At 54.8% G+C, this 17,756-nt stretch carries 21 protein-coding genes; 5 read left to right on the forward strand and 16 right to left on the reverse strand.

The window, feature by feature from the left end:
* Window positions 1-80: 80 nt before the first annotated feature.
* From N879_RS03050 to N879_RS03055, 3 genes are all read right to left on the reverse strand, one after another.
* Entirely contained in the window at window positions 81-326 is a 246-nt protein-coding gene (locus N879_RS03050; protein ID WP_009454406.1) for a putative hemolysin, read from the reverse strand.
* Between the two features lie 591 nt (window positions 327-917).
* Window positions 918-1,088, reverse strand: a complete 171-nt coding sequence (locus N879_RS20545; protein ID WP_021446650.1) for a hypothetical protein — start codon at window positions 1,086-1,088, stop codon at window positions 918-920.
* A gap of 42 nt (window positions 1,089-1,130) precedes the next feature.
* Complete coding sequence (locus N879_RS03055; protein WP_021446651.1) at window positions 1,131-2,069, reverse strand: carbohydrate kinase family protein; 939 nt, start codon at window positions 2,067-2,069, stop codon at window positions 1,131-1,133.
* A 258-nt stretch (window positions 2,070-2,327) separates the two neighbouring features.
* Between N879_RS03055 and N879_RS03060 the strand changes: the two genes are divergently transcribed.
* The gene (locus N879_RS03060; protein WP_003800394.1) at window positions 2,328-2,621 is read left to right on the forward strand and encodes a hypothetical protein; all 294 of its coding nucleotides are present in this window, start codon (window positions 2,328-2,330) and stop codon (window positions 2,619-2,621) included.
* Between the two features lie 39 nt (window positions 2,622-2,660).
* Here the strand turns inward: N879_RS03060 and N879_RS03065 are convergent, their stop codons facing one another.
* The 7 genes from N879_RS03065 to N879_RS03095 form a co-directional block, all read right to left on the reverse strand.
* Complete coding sequence (locus N879_RS03065; RefSeq protein WP_009454408.1) at window positions 2,661-2,900, reverse strand: putative hemolysin; 240 nt, start codon at window positions 2,898-2,900, stop codon at window positions 2,661-2,663.
* Window positions 2,901-2,945: 45 nt separating this feature from the next.
* A complete protein-coding gene (locus tag N879_RS03070) occupies window positions 2,946-3,470 on the reverse strand; it encodes a WG repeat-containing protein (RefSeq protein WP_235484229.1) in 525 nt (174 codons plus the stop codon).
* A 49-nt stretch (window positions 3,471-3,519) separates the two neighbouring features.
* Entirely contained in the window at window positions 3,520-4,278 is a 759-nt protein-coding gene (locus N879_RS03075) for a class I SAM-dependent methyltransferase (RefSeq protein WP_009454410.1), read from the reverse strand.
* 23 nt (window positions 4,279-4,301) lie between these two features.
* Window positions 4,302-4,754 carry an NfeD family protein gene (locus tag N879_RS03080; protein ID WP_009454411.1) on the reverse strand — a complete coding sequence of 151 codons (453 nt, stop codon included), beginning with the start codon at window positions 4,752-4,754 and terminating at the stop codon, window positions 4,302-4,304.
* Between the two features lie 14 nt (window positions 4,755-4,768).
* Entirely contained in the window at window positions 4,769-5,695 is a 927-nt protein-coding gene (locus tag N879_RS03085; RefSeq protein WP_009454414.1) for an SPFH domain-containing protein, read from the reverse strand.
* A gap of 223 nt (window positions 5,696-5,918) precedes the next feature.
* Window positions 5,919-6,524, reverse strand: coding sequence for a hypothetical protein (locus tag N879_RS03090; protein WP_021446654.1), 606 nt, complete (start codon window positions 6,522-6,524; stop codon window positions 5,919-5,921).
* A gap of 146 nt (window positions 6,525-6,670) precedes the next feature.
* Complete coding sequence (locus tag N879_RS03095; protein ID WP_051359098.1) at window positions 6,671-7,465, reverse strand: hypothetical protein; 795 nt, start codon at window positions 7,463-7,465, stop codon at window positions 6,671-6,673.
* A gap of 196 nt (window positions 7,466-7,661) precedes the next feature.
* Here N879_RS03095 and N879_RS03100 point away from each other — a divergent pair, with 196 nt between their 5' ends.
* The 4 genes from N879_RS03100 (at window position 7,662) to N879_RS03115 (ending at window position 11,888) form a co-directional block, all read left to right on the forward strand.
* The gene (locus N879_RS03100; RefSeq protein WP_031232110.1) at window positions 7,662-7,991 is read left to right on the forward strand and encodes a DHCW motif cupin fold protein; all 330 of its coding nucleotides are present in this window, start codon (window positions 7,662-7,664) and stop codon (window positions 7,989-7,991) included.
* 428 nt (window positions 7,992-8,419) lie between these two features.
* On the forward strand, window positions 8,420-9,757 hold the full coding sequence (locus tag N879_RS03105) for a uracil-xanthine permease family protein (RefSeq protein ID WP_009454427.1): 1,338 nt from the start codon (window positions 8,420-8,422) through the stop codon (window positions 9,755-9,757).
* An 11-nt stretch (window positions 9,758-9,768) separates the two neighbouring features.
* On the forward strand, window positions 9,769-11,187 hold the full coding sequence (locus N879_RS03110; protein ID WP_009454433.1) for an amidohydrolase family protein: 1,419 nt from the start codon (window positions 9,769-9,771) through the stop codon (window positions 11,185-11,187).
* On the forward strand, window positions 11,184-11,888 hold the full coding sequence (locus N879_RS03115; protein ID WP_021446657.1) for a sulfite exporter TauE/SafE family protein: 705 nt from the start codon (window positions 11,184-11,186) through the stop codon (window positions 11,886-11,888). Before N879_RS03110 ends, N879_RS03115 begins: the two co-directional genes overlap by 4 nt.
* Here the strand turns inward: N879_RS03115 and N879_RS03120 are convergent.
* From N879_RS03120 to benC, 6 genes are all read right to left on the reverse strand, one after another.
* Window positions 11,885-12,922 (reverse strand): LacI family DNA-binding transcriptional regulator, encoded by a 1,038-nt coding sequence (locus N879_RS03120; RefSeq protein WP_031232111.1) that lies wholly within the window; start codon window positions 12,920-12,922, stop codon window positions 11,885-11,887. The two genes, N879_RS03115 and N879_RS03120, sit on opposite strands and share 4 nt — an antisense overlap.
* 183 nt (window positions 12,923-13,105) lie before the next feature.
* Window positions 13,106-13,285, reverse strand: coding sequence for a PEGA domain-containing protein (locus N879_RS03125; protein WP_009454439.1), 180 nt, complete (start codon window positions 13,283-13,285; stop codon window positions 13,106-13,108).
* A gap of 488 nt (window positions 13,286-13,773) precedes the next feature.
* Entirely contained in the window at window positions 13,774-14,394 is a 621-nt protein-coding gene (locus tag N879_RS03130; RefSeq protein WP_031232112.1) for a LysE family translocator, read from the reverse strand.
* Window positions 14,395-14,508: 114 nt separating this feature from the next.
* Window positions 14,509-15,843 (reverse strand): MFS transporter, encoded by a 1,335-nt coding sequence (locus N879_RS03135; protein ID WP_009454442.1) that lies wholly within the window; start codon window positions 15,841-15,843, stop codon window positions 14,509-14,511.
* Window positions 15,844-15,913: 70 nt separating this feature from the next.
* A complete protein-coding gene (locus tag N879_RS03140) occupies window positions 15,914-16,684 on the reverse strand; it encodes a 1,6-dihydroxycyclohexa-2,4-diene-1-carboxylate dehydrogenase (RefSeq protein WP_009454443.1) in 771 nt (256 codons plus the stop codon).
* A gap of 64 nt (window positions 16,685-16,748) precedes the next feature.
* Window positions 16,749-17,756, reverse strand: coding sequence for a benzoate 1,2-dioxygenase electron transfer component BenC (gene benC, locus N879_RS03145; protein ID WP_021446660.1), 1,008 nt, complete (start codon window positions 17,754-17,756; stop codon window positions 16,749-16,751).

A 17,756-nucleotide genomic window follows, 5' to 3' on the forward strand; every position in this document is an offset into this window, starting at 1 on the left:
ACATTTGATTGGATAAGTTTATCACCTTCGCCCGCTATCGCGGCGTTGTATCGCCACAAAAACCACATTTGGCAAAGAATTCAGTCCATCCGGGGATACCAGCTACGGTAAAAGGCCCATTCTTCGGATTCCGAACCATCTTTCATCAAGCAGGTTCCATAGGCACCACGTCCACTTTCATGAACAATGGTTTGCCCGCCCATGCGCTGACAAAAACTGGAAGCCAGATTGGCCTGCCCGACTGGTTTGGTGGCCGTTTGGGGGGAGCTGGCGCATGCCGACAACATCAAAGAACCTGCACAGGCAGAAACTAAGCGGAAAAACATGATTTCCTTCTCCTTGACCTGATGTTTGCTGATGCCTGACAAATCATTCGAGATGAAGACTGTCCAGGCCGCGTCTGCTGTTAGCGCAGGGTTAAAACCCTCAAGCGCTGGTCGCGAAACAGATCGTGGAAGTAGCTTACTACACTTGTTTGATATGAAAAGTGTGCGAAGGCAAGCGTGCAACAAAAGCAACACGGCAGGTAAAAGAAGCTGCTGAAATCAAGCGTAAATATCGGTGCTTTATTGCAAAGCACGACAAGGCTGGGTGTAGATCAAGAGCGATGCAGCCAAAAAGACAACAAAATAAAGCCCAAAATACCGCAGCCAGCCAGCATTAATACCATAGGTACATAATCGATCAGATTCGAGGCATTAATCATGGCATACATCCCAAAGTCCCAACTAAAACAAGCTTGAGAATATGGTAGCGGGCCACCATCAAAACATGAAGTCAACGATTGTCAAGATCCGACACAGAGACAACACAAAGACTAGGATTAGACTACATAAGCTTACTTTTGCGGCAAAAATCTTCGCAAAAGCGCATAACATGCAACAAAATGCCAGGAAGAGACGTTTTGTGCCTGCCCCCTATCCATTGAGCATTGTGAAAATGGCGTAAACCACAGGGACAGCCAAGGGGGTAATCATTAATAAAGCCGTATCACGCTTCCATGTCTTGGGACGGGTATAACAGAGTGTGACTCCCAGCAGGACTGTCACCAGCAGATACAAGCCAATAATAATGATAGTGGCTGCCATATCCTCTCCCCTTTGTGATTTGTTTTGCTGTGCTTTTGGTACTTACAAAGTCAGAGCTTGCGCTGCGTCTTGTCCGAACATGGGCGGAAAGGTATTGGCCGCCCACTGCCCTAATCGTGCCGCCGCTGCCTGGCTAGCCAACTTTAGGGCTTCTGATGGCTCCAGCCCCCTTTTCCAGGCCAGGGCAAAGCTGGATAAAAAGGCGTCTCCTGCCCCCACCGTTGAGCACACCGCCACCTTGCACGCAGGTTCCACATACTGCTGACCATTAACAGCCAACACCGCCCCCTGGACACCCAAAGTGATCAGCAAGGCTTGTTGAGAATGGTGTTGCAGACGCGTAGCCAGCTCGCACGCTTCCTGAATCGATAGCTCCAGCTGAATATCGGCACCCTGAACGCCTGCCAGCATTTGGGCCTCTACTGCATTCAAGCCCAGCACATCTGCGCGTGCGTAGACCTGCTTGAATCCCTGACCTTGATGCTGCAAACACGCCACGCTGGGATTCACTACCAGGCAGGCCGAAGTATCATTTCTGTCTGCCAAGGCCTGCGCTAAACTTTCCATAGGCTGCAAGGCCAAGGGAGCCACATAAATCAGGTCCGCTTGCAGATCTTGAGCCTGAACACGCAGGCAGGCATTTGCCCCACGTCGTGCCAGCACCGAAGCACTCCCGGACGGTTCAACCAGAACGATGGCTTTACCGGTGGGCTGATCAGAACAGACCTGCATGCTGCTGACATCAATCCCCAACTGCTCGATATGTGCACGCAAACGATCACCCAGGCCGTCTCGACCCAGTGCCCCAAGCAGGCGAACCGATTCTCCTTGCTCCATGAAGCTCGCTGTCGCATTAAGCGCCCCACCACCTGGATACAAGTCGATCGAGCCCACTTCCTGTTTGTCACCACGCGCCAGCTCGGCTGGCATGCCTGAGACCACAATATCAACGGTAATACTGCCAATCGCTACAAGCTGCACCCTGAACCTCGGCCATGAAAAAAGAGAGCATGAATCTGCTTGGAGCAGTATACCCACGGGCGCAAGCCGATAGTCTATGGTGGAAAATCAGAGCTGGGCCAGTCGTGCAAAGTCGAACAAGCGCACACATCTTTTCAGCCTGTTTGGAGGCGCAGAAGAAGCCGACTAATAGTTGATGCAACAGACATCAAAAAAATCTGGCTCAAGATAAAAAGACATGCTAAATTACTGTTCATCCATACAGCAAAAAGAAGCATCATGTCCTATACCATCACTTTGCACGACGCTCCTTCCGATATCACCGAACGCGGCCGCCGCGAGGCTGAGGAGCGTTTTCGCCGCAGCTTAGAAAAAGTCATGCAAGGCCCGGAGGCCGTGGTCCAGGCCTATCGAGCGTGGCAACTGGCCGAAGAAACGGCAGAGACGGAATTGTCCGGGGAAGACATTGCCCTGGCCAAAAAATGGATTGCCGCCGCCACGCGCGCCATGAGTGATGGCTTTCGTGATCTGGGCGAGTCCGAAGCGTACTTTGAGGTCCGTATCGAACGCTAATATAAAAGCCAGCAAATAGCTGGCTTTTATGATCTGGCATCAGGACTTTGCCGAAGGGTGGTCACGGCGCATCAGCTCCCACTCCTCGATCACCGTGCCATCCGGCAAGGTGCACATGCCCACTTGCCCTGTTGGTGTGTTGACGATATCCAAACGCCCGCCCTTCTCCACGCAATAAGCCGAGGCCGGATTGGCAATTCCCACGGGTGACTGTGTCGAGGCTTGATTGGCGCAAGCAGCCAAGACGCCGACCAGTCCCAGGATTCCCCATTTATTCATCGTGTTCTCCGGATAAATTCTGTACTGCAGTGTACTGTGCACGGACTAGTTTTCAGGTTGATCTTTTGGTGCTGTCAAAGGATTGGAAATATTTTCCCAGTGCTGGCAGTGAACTGAATGGTGTTCACCGTGTGGAATGAGCTTGCAATCCATGCCGACCTTGGCTTTGCCATCCACAAAAGGAAAGGCGAAATCGTAACGGGCCGGAATCCAGATTTTCAGTGACTGGTCGTGAAAGCCCATCTTCCCCTTGGCGACGAAACGGGCCAGACCTTCTTCAAAGTAATCAGGGCCGTTGTCGTAAATAAAGGGACGCAGAACTGCTTCGCCCCTTTCATTCACATAAACCCAGCCTTGTTCATCCTGTATCAGGCTTTGCCCTTGTGCGATGGGGCTGAATACAGGTAGTAGAACCAATATAAAAGCAGATAGGGCTGAAAGAATCCGTCGTCCGGATCCAAGCCCAGCAGCTTGCAATCCTGCAATTGCGGTTGCGGTTGCGGTTGCGGTTGCGGTACCAGTATCCACGCATGAACCTATGCCATTGCTCATATCGCGTACGGTTTCCACCTTAGCCACCACACTGATACGATTACTGGCTCCAAGCCCAGTCCCAGTCTTACAACTTGCGCGCTTCAAACGAAATAATCCCGTCAGTATCCTGAGGCGTCTTGCCATACTGATACCCGCCAGAAATGACGATCTCGCCAAACCCCAACTGCTCCAGTGCCATTCTCAGTTCCTGAACGCCCCACCACCGCAGCGAGAACTGTTCCAGCTGGGTTTCCAACAAGACACCATGCTCCCACAGCTCGTAGCGATGCATTTCGCGAGTCACCTGGGCGCAGTAGTCTTTTTCCAGGGCGGTGGCATTCAGGGTAATCAGTCCATGCGGAGGAGCTGACCAGGTCCGCATACCAGACTGCACACTCACAATCGCCGCCACCGGGTCCAGATCCAGCAACAACCGCCCACCTGGTTTCAAGCTGGCGTGAAAACGGCTTAACGCAGCAATGCCCTGCTCAAACGAATCCAGAAGCTGAAAAGAGCCAGCTGGCACCACAATCGCCTCCAAAGGACGATCTGCGATGAAATCCGTAAAACCTGCCAACTGAAGCGTGGTCTTCAGGGATCTCAATTCCAGTTCACGCTGGCAATAATCCAGCATTTCCTGAGACAGGTCAAAGCCATTCACATCCAGCCCCGCCTGCAGCAAGGGAATCAGAATGCGCCCTGTACCTACTGCGGGCTCCAGAATGGGCCCACTTGTGCCCTGCAAGCGCTCCAGGTAGTACTCCACATCACCGAAAGAGCGTCCTACCGGCTTGTCCAGGTGATATACCAAAGAAGCCAGCTTGCCATAGCGATTGTTCATCATTGTTCCATACCCTACTATTTCTCTTACTCAACAGCCTGAACACGCATTTCAGCGCCTTCCACCGCCAAGACCACAACCGCAGTGCCCTGCTCCAGATTTTGGGTCGCTGTGGCACTGTAATAACTATCGTTAAGCCGAATACGCCCCCGGCCGTTCACAAAACTTTCGCTGACCTGCGCGCGAGCCCCCACATAGGCGCTCAAGCCGGTATTCAAAATATCAGGCTGATTGGCCCGGCTGCGCCGTTGCCAACGCACACCAACGACCACCCACCCCAACATGGCCACGGCCAGAATCAGCCATTGCAACCAGGAGGGAGCATCCGGCCAGGCGGCGGCAAACAAGCCCACCGTCAAAGCCCCCAAGCCCAGCCACAGCAGATAGACGCCAGAGATGACGACCTCGGCAGCGATCAGCACGACGCCAGACACCAGCCAGTACCAAAAGGAATCAAAAATGAATGACAAGATCAGCACCTCCAGCTAACCGCTTAGCCTTGTCCCAACTTGCTGCCGGTGGTCTTGAGCAGCTCGGTCACACCTGCCACCGCACCGGTAATGCCGCTGGCCTCCAAAGGCATCAGCACCAGCTTGCTATTGGGGCCCGTACCCACATCGCGCAAGGCTTCCACATACTTCAGGCCCACAAAGTATTGCAGGGCTTGTACATCACCGCTCTTGATGGCTTCGGACACTTCGCGGGTTGCACGGGCCTCGGCCTCGGCTTCACGCTCACGCGCTTCAGCACGCAAGATAGCGGATTGCTTTTCACCCTCGGCACGCAACACAGCCGCTTGCTTCTCCCCTTCGGCTTGCAGCACTTCGGCTTCTTTCTGGCCGCTGGCCTTGGTCACGGCAGCACGACGATGACGCTCAGCCGTCATCTGCAGATTCATGGCTTCCTGTAACTCGGGAGCCATATTCAAATCACGGATTTCCACGCGGGTAACTTTCACCCCCCAAGGTGTCGTCGCTGCATCCACCGCTGCCAGCAGGCGATCGTTAATCACTTCGCGATTGGACAGCATGTGATCCAGTTCCATCGAACCCAGGACCGAACGCAGGTTGGTGGTAGTCAGGTTCACAATCGCCATTTCCAGGTGATCAATTTCATAGGCAGCCTGGGCAGCATTGTCGATGCGATAAAACACGACACCGTCAGCCGTCACGGCCACGTTGTCGCGGGAAATCACATTTTGCGAGGGAACATCCAGCACGGATTCCATCATTTTGAGCTTGCGGCCCACGCGGTCCATAAAAGGCACCAGCAAGGACAAGCCGGGTGTCAGGGTGCGGGTGTAGCGACCAAAGCGCTCGACCGTCCATTGCTGGCCCTGAGGCACAACTTTGACCCCAGCCATCACCACGACCACAGCCAAGAACGCCAACATCACCACAAAAGTAAAGGAGCCACTCATGTCGTCACCATCTCCAAGAACACAACTAAAAAAGCGATTCTAGCCCAGCCTTAATGACAGATCTGCTAAAGCGGATGTTTGACCGCCCTATAGCCTATCCATGCCCCATTTGACCGGGCAGGAGCTAAAGAGAAATGCGGACAAGCTAGACGAAAGGGGCGCAGCCGGAGAAAACCGTTGCGCCTTTAAGGACAGATAGAACCCGAAAAAACGAGCGGCTGACTCAATTCAAAATATCGTACAAACGGAAAATCCACAGCCCTTTATAGACTATCGTCAGCACCACCAAGGCCGCCTGATAGCGCTTGCTGGGCACCACCATGGCGATCAGGCCCATGACAATGAACACGGCTTGCTGCAAGGGGTATTCCACACCCAGCGACAAGAAATACTCTTTTCCTTTAATGGCTGTATCGACCAGGTCCATAAGCTGAATCAGCACAAAAAAGCCGTAAAGCGAGCGCCGCCGGGTCTGGAAATAATCCTCGAAACCGCGGTATTCCTCCATATTGGACGGAAACAGCAAGGACGCCATGATGGCAAACACACAGGTATACAAAATCAGGAAAAAATACAGCTGAAAGGACCAGACCTGCACTTTCACCAGACTGAACTCATACCACCAAAAATGGATAATCGTCAGGAACAGATACAGCACCCACCCCAAGTGAATGGGATAGACACGCTTGGCTTTGGGGTGTTGGATGAATTCAGAGACGCCTACGATCAGTCTGGAAATGCTGATACCCAGCACCATGCCAATGATGATGCGTACGTGGACAAAATGCTCTGGATGGATCAACTCTGGCGGCACGCGCTGTCCTTGCAAAGTGGCTAATCCTGGCACACCTTAACAGAGTCATTGCAGGGCTCCAAGCGCGTAATTTCCCGCTAAGAGCCCTGATATTTGCGTGAATATCTTTCGTCCCTTCGTCAAAATCCGACTGCTCTTTTGCCGAAGGAAACGGTCAAGTCTTAATAACGCGGCGCAGGCGCGTATTGCCCATTGCCTTTGTCAGCAGGAAAAGGATTGGGCGACGGCACGGTAGCTTGAGTCGGAGTCACCGGGCGTACTTCGTAAAGCACCGTACCGATCACACCGATATTGCGTTTGTCACCCGCCAGAGTGTTCGCCGCGTAAGCCCGGTCCTTGCCCGAGAAACGAAAAGCGGCCACTTCGTCAGCACTTTTACGAAAGCCCTCGATACGCAAGACGGCCCCGGCCTGCAAGAGATAGCCGTTATAGCTGCGGCTGCCCGGTTTGCCCGACAAGACATCCAGACCATCTACCGTGGTGATGATTTCATAAGGCGTAGCGCTGCGATTGGTATAGACCAGGACGTAACGTTCCCCTGCTTTACCCGCCAGCTGATAGTTTTTCTGCCCGATGCTGCTGAAAATTGTCAAAGGTGCGTCGCGCCCATCATGCACAGACAATTCCACCTTGCCTTGATCCAGCAAAATGCTGCGCTGGGCATCCAGATTTTGGCCCAAAGCCTGGCGAATACTGCGTTCATCGGAATAGGCTAATTGCAGCTCATCACGCAGAGGCTCGACGCGCTGAGCCTGAACCGAATAGGCCCGTGACTCACGCCCTTCTCCCCATTGCGTACCCAAAGTCGAGGCCGTTTGTGGGGCTGCCGCTGAGACCGCCTCACGCTGTGCCGATTGTTGAGGCACACTGCTGCAAGCTGATAGCAACAAGGCAACGGCCAGCACGCCCCACCGTCCACGGTGCCGTGCGAATAATGTTGATTGAGACAGACTCATGCGCTTCCCCTTTTTGTCAGTACAAGTGCCATGACAAGCCCCTGTTGAGCGCGAGTATTCCTGATCTCTCTGCGTTTGTGACGTCAGCAAATTTCTAAATTGAAATTGCCTGTATCAGGAAGAATCAGTAAGGCAACAAACCAAGCCTCGCAAAGAGGCCTACTATAAACGTCATTCCTCCTCACGAGCCGCAAGCATGGATATTCAGAACCTACCCTTTTGCACCGTTAACTGGTCCGACATTACTCCTACAGAACACAAAGGCGAAACAGGTATGGCCCTGTGGCGCACCCAGCAATTTGGCCCCATTCGCGTACGCATAGTGGAATACAGCCCCGGCTATCTGGCCGACCACTGGTGCGTAAAGGGCCATATGTTGCTGTGTCTGGAAGGCCGGCTGGATACCGAACTGGAAGACGGCCGCCGCTTCACCCTGGAACCGGGACAGTCTTACCATGTGGCTGACAATGCCGAGCCGCACCGTTCCTCCACTCAGACGGGCGCCAAACTCTACATCGTGGATTAAAGCCTGTTACGTAAAAACACCCTTTAGATGATCGTAACTGGCTATCTAAAGGGTAAACAATCCCTCTGTGCTGACGTTCATTTTTGTCATCTCCGCCTCATAGTTTGCCCCTCCCGCTTTTTTAAACCAGCGATCGCCTCACTCCCCGCAACGGTGGCCCTCACCATGCCGCGTCCTGCCTCTGCCTCTGCCTCTGCCTCTGCCTCTGCCTCTGCCTCTGCCTCTGCCTCCAACAGGCTAGTTCAGCCTGCAGAAATAATCCTTATTTGATTTGCGCATCGACTTTTCAGCTAAGCATAAATACACTACCAAAACGTTTTGGTTTAGCATAAAATCAAAACCAAATCGTTTTACTCATAAATTTGATAAAAACTCAAAGGACTGCAGCAGGCTCGTTACCACCTGACAATGCAGCACAGGAGACACTGATGAAAGACACCCCCACTGCGCAAGTGGATGAGCTGTATTCCCCTCAGCGCATGATTGCCTTCGGGCTGCAACACGTACTGGTCATGGCCGCCTCCCCTATCGCCGCCGTGTTCTTGATGAGCAAGGCCCTGGGCTTTGATGCGGCCCTGACCACTCAGCTACTGAGCGCCACCTTTCTGGTCTGTGGCATAGGCACCTTGATCCAATCCTTCGGTCCAAGCGGTATAGGCGCCAAACTGCCTTTTGTGATGTTGCCCGGTGGCGCGCCCATTATTTTGTTCATTTTGATCGCTCAACAAACCGATCTGCCCACTGCCTCCGGTGCGGTGATTCTGTCTGCCCTGCTGTACTTTCTGATCGTCCCCATCTTCAAACGTTTTTTGCGTTACTTCCCTTCGCTGGTCATCGGCATCATGCTCTTGCTGGTTGCCATCAACCTGGCGCAGATATCCGGCAAATTGATTGCCGGCACACCCGGCTCGGCCAATTTCGGTAATACCGACAATTTGCTATTGGCCCTGATCACCATTGCATCTACGGTGCTGTTTGCCCGTTTGCTCAAGGGCATGTGCCGCCAGCTGGCTATCTTGCTAGGCTTGATTGTGGGTGCCTTGTCCGCTGCCTTGATGGGCGACATCAGCTTGAGCGGCGTGGGCAGTGGCCCACTGCTGGCCCTGCCATCGCCTTTCCCCTTTGGCCCGCCCAACTTTGATCTGATCGCCGCTTTGCCGCTGCTGCTGTTCACCTTGATTTCCATGGTGGAAGCCACTGGCCAGACCATTGCCTTGAATGAGGTCCTGGGCAAGGAAAACGAGGCCGAACAACAGGCACAAGTGCCCAATACGATCCGTGGCGACGGGCTGGCTTCTTTGCTGGGCGGTATTTTCGGGACCTCGCTGATCATTACCAGTGGTGAAAACATCGGCATCATTCGCGCGACCCAAGTGCGCTCCCGCTATGTCACGGCCGTCGGTGGACTGTTCCTGATTCTGTTTGGCGTGTTCTCGCCGCTCTCCGCGCTGATCAGCGTCATTCCTGCCTCTGTCATTGGCGCAACTGGGCTGGTGGTCTTTGCCATCGTCGGCACCATGGGCATAGACATGTTGCGCAAGGTAGACCTGCGCGGCCATGCCGCCATGTATGTGGTTGCCACGGCTCTGGCGATCGGTTTGCTGCCCATCGTCGTTCCCGGCATTTACGACCAACTTCCCTCCCAAGTGCGATTGCTCTTGTCCAACGGCGTTGCTATGGGTGCGCTGACGGCGGCTGTTTTGAACTACCTGTTCATTCACCTCGGCCAGCGCTCGCCCAAACCCGCTCCCCTTCAACATTCTTGATGAGCTGTGCCATGAATCACGCATCTTTATTTCAATCCCACGACCTGGCTCAGGCCCGCATTCTGGAACCCGAACACCTTTTGCTGCCGCAAGGACCTGTCAGCGGACACGCTGTCCTGATTGAAGAAGGTCGCTTCAGCGATATTGGCAGGGTAGAAGAGATTGCCGCCCGTCACCCTGGGCTGCCACGTCTGAGCTTGCCCGGTCATTTGTTGATGCCCGGTTTTGTGGATGCACACCATCACGTCACCCAGTCATATGGGAAGTCGCTGGTGTATGGCGAGCCCTCGGAGATTTTCCGCCGGGTCTGGGTGCCGCTGGAAAGCACCTTGAACGCTCGCCATCTGTATGCCTCCAGCAAGCTGTCGGCACTGGAAGCCTTGCGGGGCGGGTTCACGACGGTTTGCGACGCTGGCACGCGATCGTCCGAGGATCTGGACGCGATTGTGCAAGCCACCACAGACGTAGGTATACGCTGCGTTCTGGGCCTGATCTGCAACGACAAGCACGGCGCGGTACTATTGGACGCCGAGCCTATTGTGGCTCGCGCCCAGGCCCACCTTCAGCAATGGGAACACCATGTCTTGATCAGCCCTTCACTGGCTATCTCTATTCCCGAAGCCGCCAGTGATGCGATGTTGCATCGTATCTATTCCATGAGCGAAGAAGCGGGCCGTGTGTTCCAGACCCATGCCAACGAGCATTTGGTCGCGGTGGAGCGTTCCTTGAATGCCCATGGTCGTCGCCCGATCGAGCATCTTGCCCATATTGGTGCCCTAGGTTCGGCTTCCTTGCTGGCCCATGCCACCTTGGTTACCCCCAGCGAAATCCGGCTGATGGCTGATTTGAACGCTGCCGTTTCCTACAACCCGGTTGCCAGCGCCTGGAAAGGCAATGCCGTCGCTCCTGCCGAAGCCATGCGCGTTCAAGGCATACGTTTGGGCATGGGGACGGACGGCACTCGCAGCGATGCCTTTCGCATGATGGATTATGGCGAGGCGGCACAACGCTTTGCCTTCGGCATGATGGTGGGCGACTCCTCTTGCGGTGCGGGTTGGACCTGGCTGGATATGGCGACCCGAGGGGGGGCCGAAGTCATAGGCCTGGGAGCTCAAACCGGGCAGATTCGGGTGGGCGCCCAAGCCGACTTCCTCGTGGTCGATCTGCAAGTGCCCGAGATGACGCCCTCCTGGGATCTGCCTTGGGAACTGGTTCGGATTGCTGCTCGCGATCAGATTCGGGCTGTCGTTGTCCAAGGCAAGCTGCGTCTGTGGGAAGGCCAGCCTGTGGATTGGGATCCCCTGCCCTTGCTGGAAGAAGTGCGTGAGCTGGCTCGCCATGCGGTCGCGCAATCGGATATCCGCAAGCTGCATGCCCCATCCACCGAGCACCTGGCTCGTCACGCCGAGCAGGAAAAGGCCTTGGCATGACAGTGGGTTTGCTGATTGCTTTTGCCGCCGTGCTGGCGGGTGCCTTTATTCAGGGTGCCAGCGGGATGGGTTTTGCCCTGATCGTAGTCCCGGTACTGGCTTTGATTCATCCCGAGGCCATACCAGGAGCGCTCCTGTTTCTGATGCTGCCGCTGAACGCCTATGTTGCCTGGCGTGAACGTGGAGCGATCGACCGCAGCGGCGCGGGCTGGATCACCGTCGGACGTTTTGCAGGGACTTTTGCCGGTTTGGGGATTTTGCTGGTGCTGTCGACTTACTGGTTAAACCAGTTTGTCGGTATCAGTACCTTGCTGGCTGTACTGGCGTCGGTGCTGGCTCCCAGCTTCACGCCCGGCAAGAAGGCCTTTATTGCCACAGGTCTGGTCACCGGCATCACTGAAACCGCCACCGGCATTGGTGGCCCGCCTTTGGCTATGGTGTACCAGCACGCCCCTGTCGCCACCTTGCGCTCGACAGTTGCCTTGTGCTTTCTGGTGGGGGAAGTGATTTCGCTGGCCGTGCTGGGTATCTCCGGCGCGCTAAAGTGGTCCCACCTGAGCTACGCCGTGCTGTGCCTGCCCGCATTGCTGCTGGGGATGGGCTTGAGCAGCCTGGTACATCACAAGCTGGATCAACGCCGTTTGCGCATTGGAGTTCTGGTGTTTGCGACCGTCTCCGGTCTGGCCGTCATGCTGACTTAATCGTCCAGCTGTGTAGAGGCACGGGCCCGAAGTTCCGGCTTTGGGCCCAAAGCCGACAGGCGGCTCTTATCACCCGATAGATGCTCGAACAGCAGTTCTACCGCCAGGGTGGCCACTTGTTCCAGATGAAGATCCACAGCTGTCAACGCCGGTTCTGCGGTACGGGCACGCAAGCCATCGTAACGGGTGGCGATCATTACATCCTGCGGGACACGCAAACCGGCCTGCTGCACAGCCGCCAAGGCGCCCACTGCAAAGGCATCCACAGGCACACATAAGGCATCCGTATCAGGATACTGTGTTAAAAGCCGGGCGCAGGCATCAAATCCACCGGCTTCACCCAAGCTTTCCTCTACCTGCATATAGCGCACTGGCATGGCGTGCGCTGCAGCGAAATTCTCGTAGGCTTTTTTATGGCTGGCGTAGGAGTCACGTGCGGCACTGCTTTGCACCAGAGCGATACGTCGCCGTCCTTGCTCCCACAAGTGATTCAATAACAAATGCGCGGTTGCGGTCGATTGCAGATCAATAAAGGGAATGCTGTCTACGCTACCGCCTTGACGCCCAATCGACACCAAGGCCACGCCACGCTCTTGCAACAAGCGCACATTGGGATCATCCGTCATGGGCTCCAACAGAATCGCCCCATCAATATCCAGACCTTCCAGAAAGGCCTGGGCATTTTCCAAGGGCGGCACGAACACCAGAGCCAGGCCGCGCCGCATGGCCGCCTCGGCCGCAATGCCCGCCACTTCCATCATGAAGCCCAGACGCGAAACGCCACCCGACACGGCAAAAGGCATGGACGATACCAGGGCAATGCTGTTGGCCGCCCCCGAGCGCAAGCGCTGCGCTCGTACATTGGGCCTATAGCCCATATCAGCCGCGATCTGTTTGACCTTGGCACGCGTTAACGGGTCCACCACCCCTCTGTCATTCAAGGCGTGTGAAACCGTAGTCAAAGACACCCCTGCCGCCTTGGCGACATCGCGGATGGTGATACGACGAGGGGGGGTAGCAGAGGAACGTGGCAAGGCTGGATCAATCAGAAAAGGGAGAGAGAGGAAAATAGCATAGCGCTGGGAGCTTGTTTACGCAGAGCAAAACAGTGAATCAGCCAAGATCAGCCAAATTTAAAAACAAAGAATCTTAGCTAGAGTGTTTGGCCAAGCTCGTTCAGGAGCCATATTACAAGTTAATACCTACTCAAGGGGACACTAACATTTCGACGCCCCCTCCAGCAGACTGTTAATTGTCAGTGGCGTCTCGCCATAAGCACTGCCATTGCAAACGGCAGTGGCTCCTTCGGGATCGCCAGGATAAGTGACGGCGATACAGGAACAAGCAGCAGGAAGCAGGGAAAAACACAAAGCAAACAAGGCCTTGATGTCATTCATTCTTTTCCTGCTCCGTATTTTTCCAAGCCATTCCATGCATTAAAATGCAATAAAACCCAATTTAAGGTAGCCCAGTGAAACTTTCTAATCCTGAGCAATTCAGAATTTGAATCTTATCAATAAAAGGCCAGCTCAATCTCAGGACATATCGATCTAAAAACCAGAACAATAAGGCGCTAATGAAAAAGCCGCCCATAGGGCGGCCTGGCTAGTTAACGGTCTCCGTTTTTTTTGAGGTTTTATATTGAATCGTGTTTGCTCGGAAAATCACTGGGCCAGTTCATGGGCGTGTCATTCATATCCAAACCTCCTGCTGTTTATTTAATCGAGAAAGCCTAGAACGAATTTTTATCCTAACAAAAAATTTACAAACTTCAAGCACTAAATAGCATATTCAGTGTTTACCCTGTACAAATAGAAACATCAAAAAGGCTCTCGCAAGGAGAGCCTTTTATTTTCCAACTTGTGCCCCCAGATCGGGGCTTACATCAGGAGCGTCGAGCCATGGCCAGGATCACGCCAAAACCTATCATCATGCTGCCGCTAATGCGGTTCACCCAACGCAGACCACGCGCATTTTGCATCACGCCGGACAAACGAGTGCCTACATAGGCATACGCCGCAATCGCGATCACTTCCAGCAGCAGGAAAATCACACCCTGTGTCATGAAGCTAACCCAATAGTTGTTCATATCTACAAACTGCGGGAAGAAAGCGGTGAAGATCAGAATGGCTTTAGGATTGCCGATAGCCACAAAGAACTCCTGGCGCACCAAGCCCCAGATATCTTTTTTGCTCACCTCGGTTTGCTCTGCTGATGTTTTGCTACTGGCACGCAGCACCTTGATACCCAACCAGATCAGATACGCCGCTCCCGCAAGCTTGACCACGGTAAAGGCCGTCTCCGAAACCATCAACAAGGTTCCCATCCCCAAGGCCGCCACCACAATCATGATGGCAAAGGCGACCAGACGCCCCATGGCCGCTACCATGGCAGTCGACACCCCCTGCTTGGCCCCTACCGTCATGGACAGCAGATTATTAGGTCCGAAGGCCATATTCAGGGCAAAACAGGCGGGCAGAAACAGCAAAAGACTACTAGCGGTCATGATTCCGGCAGGCTCCATAGATAATGCCAGCCATTCAATTTGAAAGGCTGGCATTCGTCGATTGAAAACAGTGTGTATGAACTTTACTCCAGCCAGCTTTAAAATTCAGCTCTCTCAACCGGCCACGGCATTCAGCGCCACTTTGGGCGATGAACGCAAAGACACCATAAACATCAGGAAAGCCAGCATTGCCACGACACCCGGCACGGCAAAGGCCATGAAGTTCATCTGCAAGGGCAACTTGGCCGCCATCAGCGTGCCGCCCAGGAAAGGCCCGGCAATCGCACCGATCCGCCCCACTCCCGACGCCCAGCCCAAGCCCGAGGAGCGCATGGACAAGGGATAGAACTGCGCCGTATTGGCGTACAGCAGGATCTGCGTGCCAATGGTGGTGGCACCGGCAATCACGATCAACACATACAGCACCAGAGTCGGGCTCTTGAAACCCAGCAAGGTAATGGACACCGCCGACACCAGAAAGAACCAGGCCACCACTTTAGGCAAGCTGAAACGATCCCCCAGCCAACCACCCAGAATCGCACCAAACATGCCGCCCAGGTTCAAGGCCACCAGGAAAGACAGGCTGGAACCCAGGCTATAGCCTGCGTTGGCCATCAATTTTGGCAACCAGGAACCCAGGGCATAGACCATCAAGAGGCAGCAGAAAAACGCCACCCAGATCATCAAAGTGCCTAGCAAGCGCCCTTCCTTGACCAGATCCAGCATGGGCACTCCCGTCTTTTTCTGCTCATGCAAGGTCAAGACGGTCTCTGGTGACACACCCATTTCAGGGGCCAAGGTCTGCACAATGCGGCGTGCTTTTTCCTCTTGCCCTTGGCGCATCAAAAACGCCAGTGACTCCGGCAGCTTCCAGACAATAAACGGCAGCAGCAACAACGGAATGGCTGCACAGAAAAACATGGACTGCCAGCCAAAACGAGGCAGCATGTAGATGCCAATCGCTGCCGACAACAAGCCACCCAATGAATAGCCGCTGAACATGATGGCGACCAAGGTGCTACGCGAGCGCTTGGGCGAATACTCGTTCATCAAAGCCACAGCGTTGGGCATCAATCCGCCACAGCCCAAGCCGGCCAGAAAGCGGTAGACACCAAACTCGGTCGGTGAGCTCGCAAAGCCATTCAGGAAGGTAGCCAGGCTGAACAAGGCAAAGCAGATCATCACGCCTTTTTTACGGCCAATCTTGTCTGCCAGCGGCCCAAATACAAACGCGCCAAACATCATGCCGAACAAGGCGTAACTACCCAAGGCCCCGGCTTGCACCGGCGTCAAATTCCACTCGTCCATCAGCACCGGCAAAACCACACCGTAAATAAACAAGTCATAGCCATCGAATATCAACAACAAGGCGCACAGGCTCATCACCATCCAGTGAAAGCGCCCGAAGCGCGCCTGCTCAATCACTTCATTAACGTCTAGTGTTTTCATGATTTGTCTCCCCCAAATGGAGTTTTTTGTCTTGATGCCCTTCGCTCTACAAGCCGCCTGCATCGTTTGATCAGCCCTGGTCGCCGCCTCCTACTGGCAAGACAGTGCCGGTGATATACGAAGCCTCGTCGGAGGCCAAAAACAAAATGCTGGCGGCCTGTTCATCCAGGCTGCCGTAACGCTTCATCAAACTACTAGCCACGGTCTGATCCACAATCTGCTGATACCAGATCGCTTCCTGGGGATCTTCCTGGTTCTGGGTATTGCGAGGAATGCGCCGTGGCGGTGCCTCGGTCCCGCCGGGTGAAACAGCATTGACCCGAATGCCGCGCTGGGCATTCTCGAAAGCCAAAGAGGCGGTCAAGGCATTGACGCCGCCTTTGGCCGCGGCATAAGGCACACGATTGATGCTGCGAGTGGCAATCGAGGACACATTCACAATGGCCCCGCTGCCCTGCGCCTGCATGCTGGGCAACACGGCATGACAGGACCACAGGGTTGGAAACAGGGAGCGGCGTATCTCGGCTTCGATCTGCGTCGGCATGTAGTGCTCGTAAGGGCGCGTCCAGATCGTGCCCCCGACGTTATTGATCAAAATATCAATACGCCCCCACTTATCCAGCGCCGCCTGGGCTGCAGCCTGAGCGCCTTCAACGGTTTCCAGATCTACTTCCAGTGTCAGGACCGTATCACTGGCCAGTTCCCGCACCAGTTCAGAGCGGTCTACCGCCAACACCCAGGCCCCTTCAGCCTGCAAGCGCTCGGCAACACGACGGCCAATGCCTTGGGCCGCGCCCGTCACAATGGCCACTTTTTGATGAAAACGCACAGGCGCAGTCATGATCTTTCCTTGTAGGAGTCATCCAACACAGGGCGCCCCGCAAAGGGGCGCTGTCTGAATACATTTATTGGCTGGTGATGAATTTTTCGTAATAGAAATTCGCGGGAGCATGGGCTTGCGCATCAATGAACTGACTGACGGCATCCACCATGGGTGGCGGCCCGCACAGGTACACATCCACCTGCCCTTCATGCCAATGCGCCAGATCCAGATGCTGGGTCACGTAGCCTTTGCGCTCATGGCTGGATTGCGGGTCCACCACGCAGGTGGTGTAGCTAAAGCCGGGCAAACGCTGGGTAAAGTACTCCAACTCTGCCAGCATCACCAGATCCTGATCACGGGTGACGCCATAGACCAGATGCACAGGCTGCGTACAGCCTTGCTTGACCAGGACTTCCAGCATGGACAAGAACGGAGCCAGGCCCGTGCCGCCAGCCAGGAACAACAAGGGGCGCGTTACCTGACGCAGATAAAAACTACCCAAAGGCCCGGTCATTTCTACCTGCTGGCCTAGCGGCTGCGCCGCCAGCCAGGAACTCATCAGGCCTCCCGGCACTTGCTTGATCAGGAAACTCAAACGCGGCTCGCCCGGCGCAGAGCTGAAGGAATAGGAGCGATGCGCCTGCCCGCCAGGCACCGTGATATTCACGTACTGCCCAGGCAGGAAAGGCAAGGCTTCATCAGTCGCATCAATCTTCAGTTCGTAAGCCGCATCCTCATACTGACGGCATTCCGATACCTGCCCCCGCCACTTGGCCACGGCCGTCTTGCACACACCCGATGAAATCGGCACGGCAATCACGCAGTCCGACTTGGGAATCATCTGGCAGGTCAAAACCAAACCCTTGTCCGCCTCCTCTTGCGTCAGGGCGTCCTCGATATAATCGTCGCCCTGCTCATACTGACCACTTTCGGCCTGACATTTACAGGTGCCGCACACCCCGTCCGAGCAATCCATGGGCAGATTGATCTGATGGCGATACGCGGCATCCAGCACTTTCTCGTGTTCACCACAATCCACGAAACGGGTGACACCGTCCTCAAAATTCAGCGCAATACGATAGCTGTTCAC

The sequence above is a fragment of the Alcaligenes sp. EGD-AK7 genome (genome assembly GCF_000465875.3).
GTDB lineage: Bacteria > Pseudomonadota > Gammaproteobacteria > Burkholderiales > Burkholderiaceae_B > Alcaligenes > Alcaligenes phenolicus.

What these genes read in the sequence shown, in the direction of transcription:
- N879_RS03130 (WP_031232112.1), bottom strand. Translation starts at nt 14,394, where the DNA reads ATGACCGCTAGTAGTCTTTTGCTGTTTCTGCCCGCCTGTTTTGCCCTG.
- N879_RS03135 (WP_009454442.1), bottom strand. Translation starts at nt 15,843, where the DNA reads ATGAAAACACTAGACGTTAATGAAGTGATTGAGCAGGCGCGCTTCGGG.
- N879_RS03105 (WP_009454427.1), top strand. Translation starts at nt 8,420, where the DNA reads ATGAAAGACACCCCCACTGCGCAAGTGGATGAGCTGTATTCCCCTCAG.
- N879_RS03095 (WP_051359098.1), bottom strand. Translation starts at nt 7,465, where the DNA reads ATGAGTCTGTCTCAATCAACATTATTCGCACGGCACCGTGGACGGTGG.
- N879_RS03140 (WP_009454443.1), bottom strand. Translation starts at nt 16,684, where the DNA reads ATGACTGCGCCTGTGCGTTTTCATCAAAAAGTGGCCATTGTGACGGGC.
- N879_RS03060 (WP_003800394.1), top strand. Translation starts at nt 2,328, where the DNA reads ATGTCCTATACCATCACTTTGCACGACGCTCCTTCCGATATCACCGAA.
- N879_RS03115 (WP_021446657.1), top strand. Translation starts at nt 11,184, where the DNA reads ATGACAGTGGGTTTGCTGATTGCTTTTGCCGCCGTGCTGGCGGGTGCC.
- N879_RS03075 (WP_009454410.1), bottom strand. Translation starts at nt 4,278, where the DNA reads ATGATGAACAATCGCTATGGCAAGCTGGCTTCTTTGGTATATCACCTG.
- N879_RS03125 (WP_009454439.1), bottom strand. Translation starts at nt 13,285, where the DNA reads ATGAATGACATCAAGGCCTTGTTTGCTTTGTGTTTTTCCCTGCTTCCT.
- N879_RS03065 (WP_009454408.1), bottom strand. Translation starts at nt 2,900, where the DNA reads ATGAATAAATGGGGAATCCTGGGACTGGTCGGCGTCTTGGCTGCTTGC.
- N879_RS03100 (WP_031232110.1), top strand. Translation starts at nt 7,662, where the DNA reads ATGGATATTCAGAACCTACCCTTTTGCACCGTTAACTGGTCCGACATT.
- N879_RS20545 (WP_021446650.1), bottom strand. Translation starts at nt 1,088, where the DNA reads ATGGCAGCCACTATCATTATTATTGGCTTGTATCTGCTGGTGACAGTC.
- N879_RS03085 (WP_009454414.1), bottom strand. Translation starts at nt 5,695, where the DNA reads ATGAGTGGCTCCTTTACTTTTGTGGTGATGTTGGCGTTCTTGGCTGTG.
- N879_RS03050 (WP_009454406.1), bottom strand. Translation starts at nt 326, where the DNA reads ATGTTTTTCCGCTTAGTTTCTGCCTGTGCAGGTTCTTTGATGTTGTCG.
- N879_RS03110 (WP_009454433.1), top strand. Translation starts at nt 9,769, where the DNA reads ATGAATCACGCATCTTTATTTCAATCCCACGACCTGGCTCAGGCCCGC.